Origin of the sequence: Massilia terrae, assembly GCF_024753145.1 — a bacterium.
Lineage (GTDB): Bacteria > Pseudomonadota > Gammaproteobacteria > Burkholderiales > Burkholderiaceae_D > Telluria > Telluria terrae.
This window is the reverse complement of record NZ_JANUGU010000002.1, coordinates 719,551-737,589: the sequence shown is the minus strand read 5'-3', so window position 1 is coordinate 737,589 and position 18,039 is coordinate 719,551. Positions and strand designations below refer to the sequence as shown.

General features: G+C 64.6%; 13 protein-coding genes and 1 riboswitch. Of the genes, 9 read left to right on the top strand and 4 right to left on the bottom strand.

Annotation, left to right across the window (positions count from 1 at the left end; translation table 11 throughout):
• The first annotated feature begins 5 nt into the window (after positions 1–5).
• On the top strand, positions 6–2,237 hold the full coding sequence (locus NX778_RS10490) for a xanthine dehydrogenase family protein molybdopterin-binding subunit (protein WP_258811670.1): 2,232 nt from the start codon (positions 6–8) through the stop codon (positions 2,235–2,237).
• 139 nt (positions 2,238–2,376) lie between these two features.
• Here NX778_RS10490 and ybeY read toward each other — a convergent pair whose 3' ends face one another.
• The 3 genes from ybeY to miaB are packed head-to-tail and all read right to left on the bottom strand — an operon-like array spanning position 2,377 to position 5,247.
• A complete protein-coding gene (gene ybeY / locus NX778_RS10485; protein ID WP_258811669.1) occupies positions 2,377–2,850 on the bottom strand; it encodes an rRNA maturation RNase YbeY in 474 nt (157 codons plus the stop codon).
• Positions 2,831–3,889: a PhoH family protein gene (locus NX778_RS10480; protein WP_258811668.1), complete on the bottom strand. Its 1,059-nt coding sequence runs from the start codon at positions 3,887–3,889 to the stop codon at positions 2,831–2,833. Before NX778_RS10480 ends, ybeY begins: the two co-directional genes overlap by 20 nt.
• Positions 3,886–5,247 (bottom strand): tRNA (N6-isopentenyl adenosine(37)-C2)-methylthiotransferase MiaB, encoded by a 1,362-nt coding sequence (gene miaB / locus NX778_RS10475; protein ID WP_258811667.1) that lies wholly within the window; start codon positions 5,245–5,247, stop codon positions 3,886–3,888. Before miaB ends, NX778_RS10480 begins: the two co-directional genes overlap by 4 nt.
• Before the next feature lie 603 nt (positions 5,248–5,850).
• Between miaB and NX778_RS10470 the strand changes: the two genes are divergently transcribed.
• From NX778_RS10470 to NX778_RS10455, 4 genes are all read left to right on the top strand, one after another.
• Positions 5,851–6,243, top strand: coding sequence for a hypothetical protein (locus NX778_RS10470; RefSeq protein WP_258811666.1), 393 nt, complete (start codon positions 5,851–5,853; stop codon positions 6,241–6,243).
• Between the two features lie 510 nt (positions 6,244–6,753).
• The gene (gene gstA / locus NX778_RS10465; RefSeq protein WP_258811665.1) at positions 6,754–7,359 is read left to right on the top strand and encodes a glutathione transferase GstA; all 606 of its coding nucleotides are present in this window, start codon (positions 6,754–6,756) and stop codon (positions 7,357–7,359) included.
• 44 nt (positions 7,360–7,403) lie between these two features.
• Positions 7,404–7,958 (top strand): DUF1697 domain-containing protein, encoded by a 555-nt coding sequence (locus tag NX778_RS10460; protein ID WP_258811664.1) that lies wholly within the window; start codon positions 7,404–7,406, stop codon positions 7,956–7,958.
• 93 nt (positions 7,959–8,051) lie between these two features.
• Positions 8,052–8,237, top strand: coding sequence for a hypothetical protein (locus NX778_RS10455; protein ID WP_258811663.1), 186 nt, complete (start codon positions 8,052–8,054; stop codon positions 8,235–8,237).
• Between the two features lie 49 nt (positions 8,238–8,286).
• Here the strand turns inward: NX778_RS10455 and NX778_RS10450 are convergent, their stop codons facing one another.
• Positions 8,287–8,556, bottom strand: coding sequence for a hypothetical protein (locus NX778_RS10450; RefSeq protein WP_258811662.1), 270 nt, complete (start codon positions 8,554–8,556; stop codon positions 8,287–8,289).
• A gap of 511 nt (positions 8,557–9,067) precedes the next feature.
• Here NX778_RS10450 and NX778_RS10445 point away from each other — a divergent pair.
• The 4 genes from NX778_RS10445 to NX778_RS10430 all read left to right on the top strand — a co-directional run bounded on the left by NX778_RS10445 (position 9,068) and on the right by NX778_RS10430 (position 17,979).
• Positions 9,068–11,035 (top strand): AAA family ATPase, encoded by a 1,968-nt coding sequence (locus NX778_RS10445; RefSeq protein WP_258811661.1) that lies wholly within the window; start codon positions 9,068–9,070, stop codon positions 11,033–11,035.
• A 201-nt stretch (positions 11,036–11,236) separates the two neighbouring features.
• Positions 11,237–12,421 carry a lipid-transfer protein gene (locus NX778_RS10440; RefSeq protein ID WP_258811660.1) on the top strand — a complete coding sequence of 395 codons (1,185 nt, stop codon included), beginning with the start codon at positions 11,237–11,239 and terminating at the stop codon, positions 12,419–12,421.
• A 59-nt stretch (positions 12,422–12,480) separates the two neighbouring features.
• Positions 12,481–13,749, top strand: a complete 1,269-nt coding sequence (locus NX778_RS10435; RefSeq protein ID WP_258811659.1) for a DUF445 domain-containing protein — start codon at positions 12,481–12,483, stop codon at positions 13,747–13,749.
• A gap of 86 nt (positions 13,750–13,835) precedes the next feature.
• A riboswitch (cyclic di-GMP riboswitch) is annotated at positions 13,836–13,911 on the top strand.
• Between the two features lie 111 nt (positions 13,912–14,022).
• Positions 14,023–17,979 carry a cadherin-like domain-containing protein gene (locus NX778_RS10430; protein ID WP_258811658.1) on the top strand — a complete coding sequence of 1,319 codons (3,957 nt, stop codon included), beginning with the start codon at positions 14,023–14,025 and terminating at the stop codon, positions 17,977–17,979.
• Positions 17,980–18,039 lie beyond the last annotated feature (60 nt).

Below are 18,039 nucleotides of genomic sequence, written 5' to 3'. Positions count from 1 at the left end.
CGCGCATGGACATGAAGACCACACCGGCCTCGCCGGAACGGCGCCGTTTCATGCAGCTGTCGGCGGCGGCCGGCGGCGGCCTGCTGTTCGGCTTCGCGCTGTTCGGCTGCCAGAAGAAAGAGGAGCCGCGCGACAAGCCGCCGGCCGAGCGTGCAGTGGGCCAGGCCACCAGCGCCAACAACGCGCAGGCGCCGGGACTGGCGCGCGACGCCTTCATCCGCATCGACCGCGACGGCCAGGTGACTTTCATCTGCCCGAAGGTCGAGATGGGGCAGGGCACCTTCACGGCCATCCCGATGCTGCTGGCCGAGGAGCTGGGCGCCGACCTGTCGAAGGTGAAGCTGGAGCAGGCGCCGGCCAATAACGCGCTGTACGCCGATCCGCTGCTGGGCGGCCAGGTCACCGGCGGCTCGACGTCCGTGCGCGGCGCGTGGAAGCCGCTGCGCCAGGCCGGGGCGACGGTGCGCGCGGTGCTGGTCACGGCGGCGGCGCAGCAGTGGAAGGTGGATCCTGGCTTGGTGAAGGTGGTGGACGGCCGTATCGTGCACCCCGACGGCAAACAGTCGCTCGGCTTCGGCGACGTGGCCGACGCGGCGGCGCGCTTGCCGCTGCCGGACAAGGTCGAGCTCAAGAAGCCCGACGGTTTCACCCTGATCGGCAAGCCGCACCATCGGCTCGATTCCGCCATCAAGTGCAATGGCCAGGCCCTGTTCGGCCTCGATGCGCGCCTGCCGAATATGGGCATCGCGGCGGTGGCGATCTCGCCGGTCACCGGCGGCACGCTGGCCAGCGCGGACGAGCAGAAGGCGATGGCGATCAAGGGTGTGCGCCAGGTGGTCAAGCTGGACAACGCGGTGGCCGTCATCGGCGACCACTTCTGGGCCGCGCGCCAGGGGCTGGAAGCGGCGGCGCCGGCCTGGAACGACGGGCCCAACGCCAGCGTGAGCTCGGCCTCGATCCTGGCCGACATGATGAAGGCCTCGCAGCAGGCCGGCGCGGTGGCCGCCAACAAGGGCGATGCCGCCAAACGGCTGGCCGACAAGGGCGGGCGCCGCATCGATGCCGTCTACGAAGTGCCCTTCCTCGCGCACGCGACGATGGAGCCGATGAACTGCACGGTCGACCTCAAGCCGGACGGCTGCGACATCTACTGCGGCACCCAGGTCCCGGCTCTGGCGCAAGCGGCGGCGGCCAAGATCACCGGGCTGGCGCAGGACAAGGTCAGGGTGCACAACCACTACCTGGGCGGCGGCTTCGGACGCCGGCTGGAGGTGGATTACGTGGTGCAAGCGGTGGCGATCGCCAAGGCCGCGGGCAAGGGGCCGGTCAAGCTGGTGTGGACGCGCGAGAACGACATCCAGCACGATATGTACCGGCCTTACTACCTCGATCACATGTCCGCGAAGCTGGACGACAAGGGCATGCCGGTGGCGTGGTTCCACCGTATCACCGGCTCGTCGATCATGGCGCGCTTCGCGCCGCCGGCGGTGAAGAACGGCGTCGACCCGGATGCGGTGGAAGCGGCGGCCGACATCCAGTATGCGATTCCCGATTTCCACGTCGAGTACGTGCGCCACGAGCCGCCGATCGCCACCGCCTTCTGGCGCGGCGTGGGGCCGACCCACAATGTGTTCGTGGTCGAGAGCTTCATCGACGAGCTGGCGGCTGCCGGGCGGCACGATCCGGTCGAGTTCCGGCGCGCGCTGCTCAATGATTCGCCGCGCAAGCTGGGTGTGCTCAACCTGGCGGCGGAGAAGGCCGGCTGGGGCAAGCCGGTCGCCAGGATGGCGGGGCGGCGCATGGGCCGCGGGGTGTCGTGCCAGTTCGCGTTCGGGTCCTACCTGGCGCAGGTCGCGGACGTGTCGGTGGGGCCGGACGGCGACGTCAAGGTGCACCGGGTGGTGTGTGCGGTGGACTGCGGGCAGACCGTCAACCCGGACACCATCGCGGCGCAGATGGAAGGCGGGATCATCTTCGGCATCACGGCGGCGCTGTGGGGCGAGATCACGCTCGACAAGGGGCGCGTGCAGCAGTCGAATTTCGGCGACTACCGCATCATGCGCATGAGCGAGGCGCCGCAGATCGAGGTGTATATCGTGAACAGCAAGGACGATCCGGGCGGGATCGGCGAGCCGGGGACCTCGGGCTCGATGCCGGCGCTGGCCAACGCGGTGTTTGCGGCGACCGGGAAGCGGATTCGCAAGCTGCCGATCGGGGATCAGCTCAAGAAGGCGTAGATTTGCTCTTTACTGTTTGCGTAAAAGCCGTCGTCCGCGCGCAGGCGGGGACCCATAGACCGCCAGCATTGCCGCATTGTTTGAAGCAGCCGGTGCGCATGCTCGGCATGGGTCCCTGCCTGCGCGGGGACGACGAAGTTCAGTCGTCCTCCGGATACGGATCCGGATACCCCAGCGCCTCCATGATGTCGCGCTCCAGCTGCTCCATCTCCTCGGCTTCCTCGTCATGCTCGTGGTCAAAGCCCTGCGCGTGCAGCACACCGTGCACCACCAGGTGCGCCGCGTGCTCTTCCACCGTCTTGCCCTGTTCCTCCGCCTCCTTCACCAGCACATCGGTGCACAGGATGATGTCGGCCTGGGTCGGCTCGTCCTCGTCGATCTCCGCGCCTTCGTTGTAGGCGAAGGTCAGCACATTGGTCGCGTAGTCCTTGCCGCGGTAGTCGTGGTTCAGCTGCTTGCCTTCCTCGGCATCGACGAAACGCACGGTCAGCTCGGCGGGACCGAGCAGGGTCGCCTGCACCCAGCCCTCGATCAGCGCCGGCGTCAGGGCCGGCTCAAGGCGGGTGTCCGGGTATTGGACCTCAAGTTCCAGCTTATGTTTTTTTTCTTGCATGTTTGACGGCTACCGGTTTGGGTAAAGCAGCGATATCTTCGCGCGCAGTCGATTTCTCGTAAGCGTCGACGATGCGCGCCACCAGCGGATGGCGCACCACGTCGGCGCTGGAGAACTGGGTGAAGGCGATGCCGCGAACATCCTTCAGAACGTGCGTGGCGTCGACCAGGCCGCTCCTCATGGTCTTGTGCAGGTCCACCTGCGTGACGTCGCCGGTGACCACGGCCTTGCTGCCGAAGCCAATCCGGGTCAGGAACATCTTCATCTGCTCGACCGTCGTGTTCTGCGCCTCGTCGAGGATCACGAAGGCGTGGTTGAGCGTGCGGCCACGCATATAGGCCAGCGGCGCGATCTCGATCACCTGCTTCTCGAACAGCTTCTGGGTACGGTCGAAGCCGAGCAGGTCGTACAGCGCGTCGTACAGCGGGCGCAGGTAGGGATCCACTTTCTGGTTCAGGTCCCCCGGCAGGAAGCCGAGGCGTTCGCCCGCTTCCACCGCCGGGCGCGTGAGCACGATGCGCTTGACCGCGTCGCGTTCGAGCGCATCGACCGCGCAGGCCACCGCGAGGTAGGTCTTGCCGGTGCCGGCCGGGCCGATGCCGAAACTGATGTCGTGTTCGAGGATCGCGCGCAGGTACTGGATCTGGTGCGGCGTGCGTCCGCGCAGGTCGCTGCGGCGGGTCTTGAGCGTCGGCGTGACGTGTTCCTGCGCGGGCTCGGCCTCGCCGTCTTCGCCGGCTTCGGGCTCCGCCTCGGCCGCGCCGGCATTCAGGCCGGCGCGCTGCTCGACCAGGGCGAGCTGCACCTCCTCAATCGGCACCACCTTGTTGGCCACCGCGTAGAAGCGTTCGAGCAGCTCGACCGCGCGGTCGGCGTTGGCGCCGCTGACGATGAATTTTTCGCCGCGCCGGAAAATGGTGACGTCCAGCGCCGCCGAGATCTGGCGCAGGTTCTCGTCGAGCGGGCCGCACAGGTGGGCGAGCCGGCTGTTATCGAGCGGCTCTGGAACGAAGTACGAAGGCGGGGTCGGATTCTTCAACTGGCTTTGGCAATCGTGTCGGTGTTGGGGACGAGTTCGCCTCGCAGCGTGTATCCCAGGCTGTCGGTGATGCGCACATCGACCAGCTGGCCGACGAGGGTGGCGCCGGCCGCGCCGGGCGCGAACGAGACCACGCGGTTGTTTTCCGAGCGCCCGGCCAGTTCGCCGTTGCCGCTCTTGGCTTCGCCCTCGACCAGCACGCGCTGCACGGTGCCGACCATCGCGGCGCTGTTCTTGCGCGTGTTCTCGTCGATGAGGGCTTGCAGGCGCTGCAGGCGCGCGAGCTTGGCCTCGTGCGGGGTGTCGTCCTCCAGGTTGGCGGCCGGGGTGCCGGGCCGCTTGCTGAAGATGAAGGAGAAGCTGTTGTCGAAGCCGACGTCCTGCACCAGCTTCATCATCGCTTCGAAATCGGCCTCGGTCTCGCCAGGGAAGCCGACGATGAAGTCCGACGAGATCGAGATGTCGGGCCGCACCGCCTTCATGCGGCGGATGATCGACTTGTATTCGAGCGCGGTATAGCCGCGCTTCATGGCCTGCAGGATGCGGTCGGAACCGTGCTGCACCGGCAGGTACAGGTGGTTCACCAGCTGCGGGATCTTGGCATAGGCGTCGATCAGGCGCTGGGTGAATTCCTTCGGGTGGCTGGTCACGAAGCGCAGGCGCTCGATGCCGGGGATCGCGGCCACGTATTCGAGCAGCAGCGCGAAGTCGGCGACCTGGCCATCCGCCATCTCACCGCGATAAGCGTTCACGTTCTGGCCGAGCAGGGTGATCTCCTTCACGCCCTGCGCCGCGAGGCCCGCCACTTCGGTCAGCACGTCATCGAAACGGCGCGAGACTTCCTCGCCGCGGGTGTAGGGCACCACGCAGTAGCTGCAGTACTTGCTGCAGCCTTCCATGATCGACACGTACGCGGCCGCGCCCTCGACCCGGGCCGGCGGCAGGTGGTCGAACTTCTCGATCTCGGGGAAGCTGATGTCGACTTGCGCCGAACCGGTGGCGCGGCGGGTCGCGATCATCTGCGGCAGGCGATGCAGGGTCTGCGGGCCGAACACCACATCCACATAGGGCGCGCGCTTGACGATCGCCGCGCCTTCCTGCGAGGCCACGCAGCCGCCCACGCCGATCACCAGGTCCGGTTTGTCGCGCTTCAGTTCGCGGATGCGGCCCAGGTCCGAGAACACCTTTTCCTGCGCCTTCTCGCGCACCGAGCAGGTGTTGAACAGGATGACGTCGGCGTCCTCCGGCTTGTCGGTCCGCACCAGGCCCTCGGCGGCGCCCAGCACGTCGGCCATCTTGTCCGAGTCGTACTCGTTCATCTGGCAGCCGAAGGTCTTGATGAATACTTTTTTCTGCATTTGGAGTGAATGTGGCGAGAGAAATGCTCGCTTTGGCAAGGGGAGCCAGTTTACCGTAAATCTCTTGGCCGGGCCAAAAGCGCGTCCGTGGCGAACGGCCGTTTTGATGCCCGCTGGAATCATTAGTTCCGCGGCGCTTACAAATTGACGAAATATTTAGATTGTTAAATATTGATTTTGCCTAGGCCAGTGTTACATTGCACAAAGACCGCCGCTTGTTCCAGATATTTCCTGTTGTAAATCAATGGTTTCCGGAAGAAGTCACGCGCGCAAATTCAATCCAAGAAAACTCTTGCGTGCGCCACAAATTGTCACCATGTGCTGAAATGCCTCTGTGACAAGCTTTCCACGCGATAGCTTGATTTCGAACAATTGGATATGTGCTCAGGTCGGCTGTACTTTCGTTGCATGGGTCTGATAATTGGTCGAAAGACAAGGTGTCGTGAGGGGAGGCGGGAAACGCTGGGGCATGCGATCCGGCAGCGTTCTGAAGCGGATTCAAGTTTTTTCCGTGCGAACGCTTTCTGGGAACTTATGTAGATGAAAGATAGTCTTTAACAAAGTTCATCACGGAATTACTTAACTACTCTGACGAGGTAAATCATGGCACATCATGCATTGGCATCACAGGAAAGTTATAACCCGAACCACCTGCTGGACATTTTGCTGGGCAAAATGCAGTTGAAGAATGACGCGGCCCTGTCGCGCATGCTCGAGGTGGCCCCGCCGGTGATCAGCAAGATCCGTCACCACCGCCTGCCGGTCGGCGCTTCGCTGCTGATCCGCATGCACGAAGTGACCGGCATGAGCATCCGCGACCTGCGCGACTTGATGGGCGACCGCCGGACCAAGTACCGTCTGTCCGACGCCCAGGGCCGCCCGAAGCCTGAGGAGAAAGCCGCCCAGCAGGCAGCGGCCGCCCAGCAGCAACAGGGACAGCAGCAGTCGGAGACGGCCACGTCGACCGGCTCGTCGTCCGGCAACTATGCGCACTGATGCTGCTGGCGTGACAGCCCCCACTGTCATGCCTGGCGGTCGTCGGCGGCAACTGCGCGGCGCCAAGGCGGGCGTCGTGCGCTGCTAGCGCAAGCTGTTCCGGCCATCCGCTGGGGCGTTTACGCCATCGGCATTGGTCGCGATTCCTGTTGTGGTTCTACTGCTCAGCCAGCCCGATCGTCGGCCCACAAGGCCGTGGGCGCCGGTGGCACGTCGTGCCCGTCATCGTTCAGTTCGAGGGCGTGCACGACGGTATCGCCGGATGGCTGAATCTCAACGCTTTCCCTTCGCCTGTTCAATGAGCGCGTCGACGACTTCGAGCGTCGCCGCGCCTCTTCCCTGATTGCGCTGGTCAACACCGTTCGAACGGTTGAACTCCGCGCCTCCAATAAAGTGCGGCGTGCCCAGTTGAGCAGCGCCAAGCAAGCGGCAAAAGAATCTTGTATTCTCGCCATTTCGCCCGGCCCTGATGGGCTATCTCGTCGTTTGTCTAAAAAAGGAACCGACTCAATGAAACTGTTTTACAGCCCTGGCGCCTGCTCGCTCGCAACCCACATCGCCCTGTTCGAAACCAGCATGGAATTTTCCGCCGAACGCGTGGACCTCAAGACCAAGCTGACCGCCGGCGGCGCCGATTTCCGCGCCATCAACCCCAAGGGCTATGTGCCGGCGCTGCAGCTGGATGACGGCACCGTGCTGACCGAAGGCCCGGCGCTGCTGCAATTCGTGGCCGACCAGGCCCCGGAAGCGCAACTGGCGCCGGCGTTCGGCGAAATCGCGCGCTACCAGCTGATGGGCTGGCTGAACTTCATCGGCACCGAAGTGCACAAGCAGTTCTCGCCGCTGTTCAACCCGGCCGCGAGTGAGGAAGCGAAGGGCAATGCGCGCCAGGCCATCACCAACCGCCTGGGCTATCTGTCCAGCACGCTGGAAAGCCGTGACTACCTGATGGGCAACTTCACGGTCGCCGACATCTACCTGTTCGTCGTGCTGAGCTGGTCCGGCCACGTCAACCTGTCGCTGGCCGACTGGCCGGTGCTGCAGGCTTATCTCGGCCGCATCGCCGCGCGCCCGGCCGTGCAGCAGGCGCTGCGCGCGGAAGGCCTTGTCAAGTAAGCGAAATCCGCGCTGCCGCAGCCGGACTGGGTTACCATCGCGCGATGGCTAAAAAACACTACATCGCGCTGCTCCGTGGTATCAACGTTGGCAGGGCAAAGCGGGTGCCGATGGCGGACCTGTGCCAGCTGGTCGCCGAACTCGGGTTCGGCGACGTGCGCAGCATCCTCAACAGCGGCAATGTCGTCTTCAGCGGACCGGCCAAAAAGCCGGCCGCCGTCGCCACCGCCATCGAAGAGGCGCTGGTGCTGCGCCTGGGCGTGGCATCGCGCGTCATCGTGCTCGACCACGACGAGCTGGCCGGCATCATCGACGCCAATACCCTGGTGGAACACGCGACCGACTTTTCCCGCCTGCTGGTGTTCGTGCTGGAACAGCCCGAGCTGCGGGCGCTGCTCGTGCCCCTGGCCGAGCGCGACTGGGGCAAGGAAGCGCTGGCGCTGGGCGACCGCGCCGCCTATGTCTGGTGTCCTGCGGGCGTGCTCGACAGCGCCGTGGCAGCCGCCGTCGGCAAGCAGCTGGGCGACAAGACCACCTCGCGCAACTGGAACACCCTCTCCAAACTGCACGTCCTGTGCAGTGAACGCGCCAAAATGTAGTTGTCATTGGGCAACAACTGTAGACTTTGCGTCCACGTTCCGGCCGAAGCGGCTTAGAATTGCTGCTCTGGAGAAACAGGTCGGGAGAACAGGATGGACAAGGACCTGCTGAAAGGACTGGCGATCATTGCTGGGGTCGTCATCGCCGTCAGCGCGGTGTTCTGGTTTGGCTCACGCTCGGGCCCGCAAAAGGCCGAATGCATTGCACGTGCGCTCAAGGACGGCGTACCGTACGCCAGGATCGACAGCATGTGCCAGCTGAGCCAGCGCTCGTATTAAGAGGCTGCGGCCTCGAGGGCGCCGGATGGCCGCGCGCCGGCCATCGGGATTACTTGAACTTCTCGCTGCTTTCGCGCCGCGCGCGGTAGCCGATCAGGATCAGCCCAACCAGCATCATCGCGAACACTTCCGGCTCCGGCAGTTCCGACATCAGGCCTGCCGACAGCAGCGGCTGGACACCCGGCGTGATGGCCAGGTCGGGCACGCGTTGCGTCACGGACTGGGCTGTGGCTGTGCTGACGGGAACGATATCGACGGCGGCGGCCTGGGCGCCGCCGAATGCGAACGCGGCGGCTGCTGCGAGTACAAATTTCTTCACGGTCGTACCTCCATGCTCCGGTCGGCAGTGCTTGTCGCGGCGTGCGCTGAACGCAGCCAACGGCACTGTCCGATTCAGGCAAAGCATATCAAAAAGTGCCAACGCGTCGCGCCCAATTGAACTGTTGTCGACTGATGCGGAAACGCAACTGCCAACTTTGCATAAGCTTAACAACGACGGGCCGTATTTGATAAACGCACATCATAAACAGCGTGTTTTTTGACCGTGCGATAAGAAAATTTGGCAGCTCGCTAACGAAAAGTTTTAACGCTTTTACCATCAATGAAAGCGATAAAAATTTTTTCGGAAAAGAGGGTTCACCGCGGTTTTCTTTGCGGGTATAGTCTCCATATCCCCATTGCCTTCGGGCATCAAAACAATGTCAAACGCACCAGTTTGACGCCACCCCGCGGCTTCGCTGCCGCCGCCTTTCAGCTGGTCCAAAGTTTCGGAAGGCAACGCTGTTTTGCAATTTCGCATCACGCGTCACCACATTTGTAGAGTACCGATAATGCCCAACTTTGCCCGACTCCGGATTGCCTTTAAAAACGTTTATGTCCGCATCTTCACCGCCGTGGTGCTTGGCATCTGCGTAGGCTTGTTCGTCTATAAGTCCAACGTGCCGCAGGACCCGAGCCCGGTGGTGTATTCGCAAAACATCGCCGAGATCACCCAGCTCGCCGCGCAGAAGGACCGCCTCGACTACCTGCTGGTCGCCCAGCCGCTGTCGGATGCGCCGCGCTACATCATCAAGTTCAAGGGCGCCCCGCAACTGCACGTGGTCAAGGTGCCCAGCACTTCCTACGTCGCACTCGAGCGCGAAGTCCTGCTCAAGAACGGCATCCCGTATTCGATCGCGAAAGAGGATTACCTGGCCGCGCACAAAGCCGTGTTCGAAGAAGGCGGCAGCGTCAACCTGGCCACCGGCATTTTCAACCTGATCAAGGCCTACGGCTTCAATATCGCCCTGTTCGCGCTGATCATCTACAGCCTGAAGTTCGGCATCCCGGGCATGGGCATGAGCGCATCGCTGATCACCCCGGACAAGCTCAAGGGCAGCCTGGACGACCTGATCGGCATGGAAGACATCAAGCAGGAAGTGCTGCACCTGGAAGACATGATCCGCAACCGCGATCTCTACCAGCAGCACAATATCGACAAGCCGTTCAACGTGATGCTGACCGGTCCCGCCGGCACCGGCAAGACCAAGCTGGTCGGCTACCTGGCCAAGCGCCTCGACATCCCGATGATCTCGGCGTCCGGTTCGGCGCTCGAGTCGGGCTACGTCGGCGGCGGTTCCAAGACGCTGAACGCGCTGTACCGCAAGGCCGCCGCGAAAGGCCGCTGCATTATCTTCCTGGACGAGGCGCAGAGCCTGTTCATGCCGCGCGGCCGCAGCGAGAAGAAGTGGGAAGACGACACCGCCAACACCCTGCTCGGCCTGCTGGACGGCGTGAAGAGCGACAAGGGCCAGGGCGTGATCTGGGTGGTCGCCTCCAACTTCGACGATGCCTCGACCGAGATGGACGAAGCGATGCTGCGCCGCTTCTCGGTGAAGATCAACTTCCGCCTGCCGAACAAGGCCGAGCGCCGCGACCTGCTGAAGAGCTTCCTGTCGCGCAAGAAGGACGGCCTGGTCGATTGGAACGACCTCGACCTGGAGCAGGTCGCCGAGATCACCACCAACCTGTCGCCGGCGCTGCTGGAGAGCGTGGTCGAACGTGCGAGCATGCTGTCGATCCAGGAAAAGAAGATCATCAATACCGACCTGATGTTCCGCGCTTTCGAGCGCGCCACCATCGGCCTGACCGACCGCGCCACCACCGCCGAGAAGCACAAGCAGCGCGAGCGCATCGCCCTGCACGAACTGGGTCACTTCTTCATGCAGGTCGATCCCTACCTGCGCGCCGGCCTGCCGCTGGCCGAAGTGAAGGAGAAGTCGCACCTGATCAAGATCAGCACCGAGGCGGTGTCGAAGATCGGCGCGCTGGGCTACGTGCTGCAGTCGAACGACGACATGAGCCTGCGCACGCTGGAAGAGCTGGAGCGCGACGTCGTCGGCCTGTACGGCGGCGTGGCGGCCGAGGAACTGTTCTACGGCGCGCGCGGCATCTCGGTCGGCAGCCAGAACGACATCGAGAAAGTCACCAAGATGCTCAACCTGATGGTGAGCCGCCTGTCGATGTATTCGCGCTCGAAGCTCGACTACAGCCAGCTGAAGAACGAAGGTGCCGCCGAGCACACGCTGCGCCAGGTGGAGGAGAAGTCGGATGAGCTGTACAACTACACGCTGGCGGCGATGCGCGATTACAAGGACGTGATCGAATCGCTGAAGGACACGCTGCTCGACCAGTACGTGCTGTCCAAGGACGCCGTGTTCGAGCTGCTTGAGCAGCGCAGCGACATGCTGCCGCATGGCCCGGTGGTGCACCGCCCGGCCGCGCTCAAGCTGTGCGAGGAAGAAGCAGAAGTCGCCTGATCAATCACACATGATCTGGACCCGCCCGCAGCGCACGCTGCCGGCGGGTTTTTTATATTATTTATCCAGTTTTTCGCGCCATGCCGCGAACGCGCGCCCGACCAGCAGAGCTGATGTTTAGATTGTCTCCTCGACAAATGCCTGTGCGCGCTGCCTATAATCGGGCAAAGGCCGGACCGGCCGGTCCTCAAGGAGAAGACAATGAGCCGCAGAGCTTTTGTGACTGGTGTCGGCATGATCCCGTTCGCCAAGCCGGGCGCCAGCGCCCCGTACCACGAGATGGGCGCCCAGGCCGCGCGTGAAGCGCTGGCGGATGCCGGCCTGGCGTACGAGGACATCGAGCAGGCCTACGCCGGCTACGTCTACGGCGACTCGACCTGCGGCCAGAAAGCGCTGTACCGGGTCGGCATGAGCGGCATCCCCATCGTCAACGTCAACAACAACTGCTCGACCGGATCGACCGCCTTGTACCTCGCGCGCCAGGCCGTGGCCAGCGGCGCGGCCGACTGCGTGCTGGTGCTCGGCTTCGAGCAGATGAGCCCCGGCGCGCTGGCCTCGGTATTCACCGACCGGCCCGCGCCGTTCGACGACTTCGACACCGTCACCGACCGCCTGGTCGGCAAGCCGGAGATCCCGCTGGCGCTGCGCTACTTCGGCGGCGCGGGCCTGGCGCACATGGAAAAATACGGCACGCCGCTGGAAGCCTTCGCGCGCATCCGCGCCAAGGCCAGCCGCCACGCCGTCAACAATCCGCTGGCGCTGTTCCGCAAGGAGCTGAGCGCGCAGGACGTGCTCGACGCGCCCGTGATCTGGCCCGGCGTGATGACGCGCCTGATGGCATGCGCGCCGACCTGCGGCGCGGCAGCCGCGGTGCTGGTGTCCGAAGACTTCGCGGCCCGGCGCGGCTTGCAGCGCAACGTGGTCATCGCAGCCCAGGCGATGACCACCGACCGCCCCGGCACCTTCGACTCCGGCGACATGATGCGCCTGGTCGGCTACGACATGAGCCGCGAGGCCGCCGCCAAAGTGTACGAGCAGGCCGGCATCGCACCGGATGACGTCGACGTGGCCGAGCTACACGACTGCTTCGCCCACAACGAGTTGATCACCTACGAAGCGCTTGGCCTGTGCCCGGAAGGCGGCGCCGACAAATTCATCCGCGATGGCGACAACACTTACGGCGGCAAGGTCGTGACCAATCCCTCCGGCGGCCTGCTGTCGAAAGGCCATCCGCTCGGCGCGACCGGACTGGCGCAGTGCTACGAGCTGACACACCAGCTGCGCGGCAGCGCCGGCGCGCGCCAGGTCGAGGGCGCGCGCGTCGCCTTGCAGCACAACCTGGGACTCGGCGGCGCCTGCGTCGTCACGCTGTACCAACGCGCCTGAGCGCCGCCTGCGCCACGTTCAGCCGGCCTCGGATAGCATAGCCGGCAGGAGGACGGCGGATGGACAAGCAAGGCGAACTGCGCGAAGCGAAGAATCTGGCGCTGCTGTTTTTTGCGGGCGCCGCGGCGCTGTTCGTGCTGTCGCTGCTGCTGCCGGTGGCGTGGTGGTCGGGCCTCCTCAAGGCCTTCGCCGAAGCGGCGATGGTGGGCGCGCTGGCCGACTGGTTCGCCGTCGTGGCGCTGTTCCGGCGCGTGCCGATTCCCTTCGTGTCGCGCCACACCGAGATCATCCCCGCCAACAAGGACAAGATCGCCGATAACCTGGCGGTCTTCGTGCGCGACAAATTCCTCGACACCGAATCGATCGTCGGCCTGATCCAGCGCCACGACCCGGCGCAGAAGGTCGCGGACTGGCTGGCGGCGCCCGCCAACAGCGAGCGCATCGGCGCTTACGTGGCCAAGGCCGCGTCCTGGGTGCTCGACTTCACCGAGGACGCCGCGGTGCAGAACTTCATCGGCAAGGCGGTGCACACGATGGTCGGGCAGGTCGACCTGTCGCGCTCCGCCGGCACGGTGCTGGAGAGCCTGACGCGCGACGGCCGCCACCAGCAGCTGCTGGACGAGGTCATCGGCCAGCTTGCCGGCATGCTGCGCAACGAGGAAACGCAGGCCTACATCGCGCAGGGCATCGTCGACTGGCTGCGCGAGGAGTACGCCTTCATCGAGCGCATGCTGCCGTCCGAGCTGATCGGCAAGCACGGCGCCGACATCGCGGTGCGCCTCGCCTCGGGCATCCTGAATCGCGTCGCGGCCGACCGCGAGCACCCGCTGCGCCAGCGCTTCGACGTCTTCGCGCATGACTTCATCGAACGGCTCAAGACCGATCCGGCCTTCCTGGAGAAGGGCGAGGAGATCAAGCGCTACCTGCTGGAAGACGACACGCTCAACGCTTACCTGAAGTCGCTGTGGCATGACCTGAAGGCCTGGCTGAAGCGCGACCTGGACAGCGCGGACTCCGAGATCGCGCGGCGCGTGGCCGCGACCGGCGCCTGGGTCGGCCGCACGCTGAGCGAGGATCCGGCCTTGCGCCGCTCGCTGAACGAGAACCTGGAGGCGGCCTCGCGCGGCGCGGCGCCCGAATTCGCGGGCTTCCTGACCCGCCATATCGCCGACACCGTGAAAAACTGGGACAGCCGCGCGATGTCGGCGCAGGTCGAACTCAATATCGGCAAGGACCTGCAGTACATCCGCATCAACGGCACCGTGGTCGGCGGCTTGATCGGCGTGCTGTTGTACGCGGTGTCGAACCTGCCGCACCTGTTCGGCTAGCGCCGGACGCCTTCAAAGTGTCACCAGATGTGGCAAAACCACATCAATAATTAAATGTTTGCAACAATTGTTAACTATCGGTAAACTCCCGCCATAGCTAAACTTGCAGCGATGCAAGGACGGAAAGCCCACGGATCTCCTTGAGATGGCCGGGTTGCACGGTCTTCACCGACCAGCAACCCGGCCATTTGCGTTTCCAACGGTTGTGCGGAGGCGCGACGGTCTTGTTGCCAAATTTTAATAATTCTGCACAGACCATTAGGGGAACCGACGATGTCGATCAGCAACTTCGAGGACCAACAGTACACCGAACAGCAGGGCACGATTCAACTGTCGTCACTGGGCAGCTTTGCCAATGGCGTCAACTACGGCACCGGTTATGTCGAGTTTGCAGTCAGCCAGGGCGCCGACAGCGGCGACTACCTGAGCCTGTCCAGCGCCGCCAATCCCACCGCCAGCGGCGCCATCTCGGTCAGCGGCAATGTTGTCTATCTCGGCACCGGCACCGCGAAGCTGCAGATCGGCACGGTCGATGCGACCGAGAACGGCCAGGCCGGCAAACCATTGAAGATCAATTTCGACAACGTCACCGTGGCCGGCACCTCGCCCGTCGCGAACGGCGATTTCTCCGCCGGGCTGACCGGCTGGACTGCGGTGCTCCCAACCGTCGACCTCGGCGTGACCAAGATCGCCGGCTGGCTGACCCCGGAAGCGCCCTTGATCAAGTACCCGGCACAGACGCCGGGCGGTGACGACAATGACCTCACCGCCGGCTATGACAATCCGGTGGTGACGGTCACCGGCGGCCGCCTGCTGCTGCAGGAAACCAGCCTCACGTCGACGTCCTTCGGCGTGGTGCACGGCCCGTCCGCCTACAGCGACGTATTCCATGCCAGCGGCGGAATGGTCCTCAAGTTCGACTGGAGCGCCAATTACGTCAGCGACGATTACCACGTGGTCGGCTACCTGCTCAACAGCGACACAGGCGCGATCACCGTTGCGCTGCAAGGCTGGGGCATGACCGGTTCCGGTATCGCATCGGTGGCCGTGCCGGCCGAGGGCAATTACCGCTTCGTGTTCGTGTCCGGCAGTTTCGACGCGACGGGCGGTCGGGCGCTGGGCGCGTCGATGTACATCGATAACATCCGGGTCGAAGCCGGCGTCGTCACCGACGACGTGGTGCAGGCCCTCTCGCACCAGGTGCTCTACCAGAATACCTCGGACGCGCCGGCGGCCAGCAAGACCGTAACCGTTGCGGCCAAGGACATTTCTGGGGTGGTCGCGACCGACGACCTGCATATCAGCGTCACCCAGGTCAATGACGCGCCGGTCAAGGCCGCGACGGTAGCGCTGCCGGGCGGTACCGAGGACATCGCCTACACCGTCAGCGCGGCCACGCTGCTGGCCGGCTACAGCGATCCGGACCACGACACGCTGTCGGTGGCCAACCTGACCGCCAGCCAGGGCACCGTCAGTGCCAACGCCGACGGCTCGTACACCATCACCCAGGCCGCCAATTTCAATGGCGCGGTGACGCTGCAATTTGACGTCGTGGACGGCCACGGCGGCTCGATCGCCGCCACCAAGGGCTATGCCGTCGCCGCCGTCAACGACGCGCCGGTGGCAAACGCCGACAGCGCCTCCACCAGCCAGGCCGGCCCGGCGCTGACGATCGATGTGCTGGCCAACGACACCGATGTCGACACCGGCGACACCAAGGCCATCGCCTCGGTCGACAGCCACGGCACCGTGGGAACGGTCAGCATCGTCGACGGCAAGCTGTCGTATGATCCGGGCACCCATTTCGTGTCGCTCGGCGCAGGGGCGACCGTCACCGATACTTTCGCTTACACGGTCAAGGACAGCGGCGGCCTCACGAGCATCGCCACGGTCACCGTCACCGTCAGCGGCGCCAACGATGCGCCGGTCGCGCACGCCGACACCGCCGCCGCCAGCCAGGACGGCGCGGTGCTGATCGACGTGCTGGCCAACGACACCGACGTCGACGCCGGCGACAGCAAGGCGCTGGTCTCGCTGGACGCCACCGGCACCATCGGCGCGGTCAGCATCGTCGACGGCAAGGTATCGTATGATCCGGGCCGCCACTTCAAATCGCTCGGCGCGGGCGCCACCGCCAGCGACAGCTTCAGCTATACGATGAAGGACAGCGGCGGCATCGAGAGCAGCGCGACCGTGACCGTCAACATCACCGGCGTGAACGACGCGCCGGTGGCCCATGCCGACAGCGGCGCCGCTCTGGAAGACGGCGGTCCGGTGGCCGTCAACGTGCTGGCCAACGACACCGATGTCGATACCGGCGACACGCAAACCCTGGTGTCGGTCGACGCTTCCCGCGCGATCGGTTCGGTCAGCATCGTCGACGGCAAGGTTTCGTATAATCCGGGCGCGCACTTCCAGTCGCTCGGCGCCGGCGCCACTACCACCGACACTTTCAGCTACACGATGAAGGACAGCGGCGGCCTCACGAGCACAGCGACGGTCACCATGAGCATCACTGGCGTGAACGACGCACCGGTTGCGACTGCCGACAAGGCCGCCACCACGCAGGACAGCGCGGTGCTGGTCGACGTGTTGGCCAACGACACCGACGCCGACGCCGGCGATACGCAGGCGCTGGTCTCGGTGGACACGACCGGGACCGTCGGCACGGTCAGCATCGTCGGCGGCAAGCTGTCATACGACCCGGGCAGCCACTTCAAATCGCTGGGTGCGGGCGCCAGCGCGACCGACAGCTTCAGCTACACCATGAAGGACGGGGCCGGCGCCGAAAGCACCGCCACGGTCACAGTTTCGATCGCCGGCGTGAACGACGCGCCGGTCGCCCATGCCGATACCGGCGCCGTGCTGGAAGACGGCGGCGCGGTGATCGTCAACGTGCTGGCCAACGACACCGACGTCGATGCCGGCGACACCCAGGCCCTGGTCTCGGTGGACTCCACCGGCACCGTGGGTTCGGTCAACATCGTCGACGGCAAGGTCGTGTACGACCCGGGCGCGCACTTCCAGTCGCTCGGCGCCGGCGCCACCACCACCGACACCTTCAGCTACACGATGAAGGATAGCGGCGGCCTCACGAGCACCGGGACTGTCACCATGACCATCACCGGCGTCAACGACGCGCCGGTCGCGGTCGCCGACAGCGGCAAGGCGATCGAGGATGGCGGCCCGGTGGTCGTCGATGTTCTGGCCAACGATACCGATGTCGACGCCGGCGATACCAAGACCCTGGTCTCGGTCGACGCCACCGGCACCGTGGGTTCGGTCAGCATCGTCGACGGCAAGGTCAAGTACGACCCAGGCTCGCACTTCCAGGAGCTGGGCGCGGGCGCGACCGCGACCGACACCTTCAGCTACACGATAAAGGACAGCGCCGGGGTGACGCAGACGGCCAAGGTCACCATGACCATCGACGGCGCCAACGACGCGCCGGTCGCACAGCCCGACAGCGCCATGGTGAACGAGAAAGCGGCAGTCGTGATCGACACGCTGGCCAACGACACCGATGTCGATGCCGGCGACGTCAAGACCATTACCAGCGTCGACAAGGCATCGGCGCTCGGCGCAAGCATCGCGATTGTCGATGGCAAGGTGCAGTACACCGCGAATGCCGACAGCATGGACTTGCTGACCCAGGGCCAGTCGCTCACCGACAGCTTCAGCTACACCGTGAAGGACGCCGCCGGCGCCACGTCGAGCGCGACTGTCACGGTCAAGGTCATGGGCATCGCTGACGGCGCTGCGATCCAGGGCACCGTGCATGACGACGTGCTGACCGGCACCTCGCTGGATGAGTACATCTACGGCAGCAACGGCAACGACCAGCTGTTCGGCATGGGCGGCTCCGACCACCTGTTCGGCGAAAACGGCGACGACATCCTGAATGGCGGCGACGGCATCGACTACCTCGACGGCGGCAACGGCAAGGACATCCTGATCGGCGGCAAAGGCAGCGACGTGCTCACCGGCGGCAATGGCAACGATGTGTTCGTGTTTGGCAAAGAGGGCAGCAGCAAGGATTTCGACGTGATCACTGACTTCAAGGTCGGCAACGACGTGATCCAGTTGCTGGACGGCCTGAGCATCGCGACGATGACCAAGGTCGACTACAACCATGACGGCGTGATGGACACCGAACTCGTGCTCAGCAACGGCAACCACATCGAGCTGCTGGGCGTGTCGAACGTCAGCAATCCGAATACGCTGCTGTAAGCTGAAGCGGGCGCGACGAAGCCGCGGACAGCGATGCCTGCGGCTTTTTTTGTGCGGAGT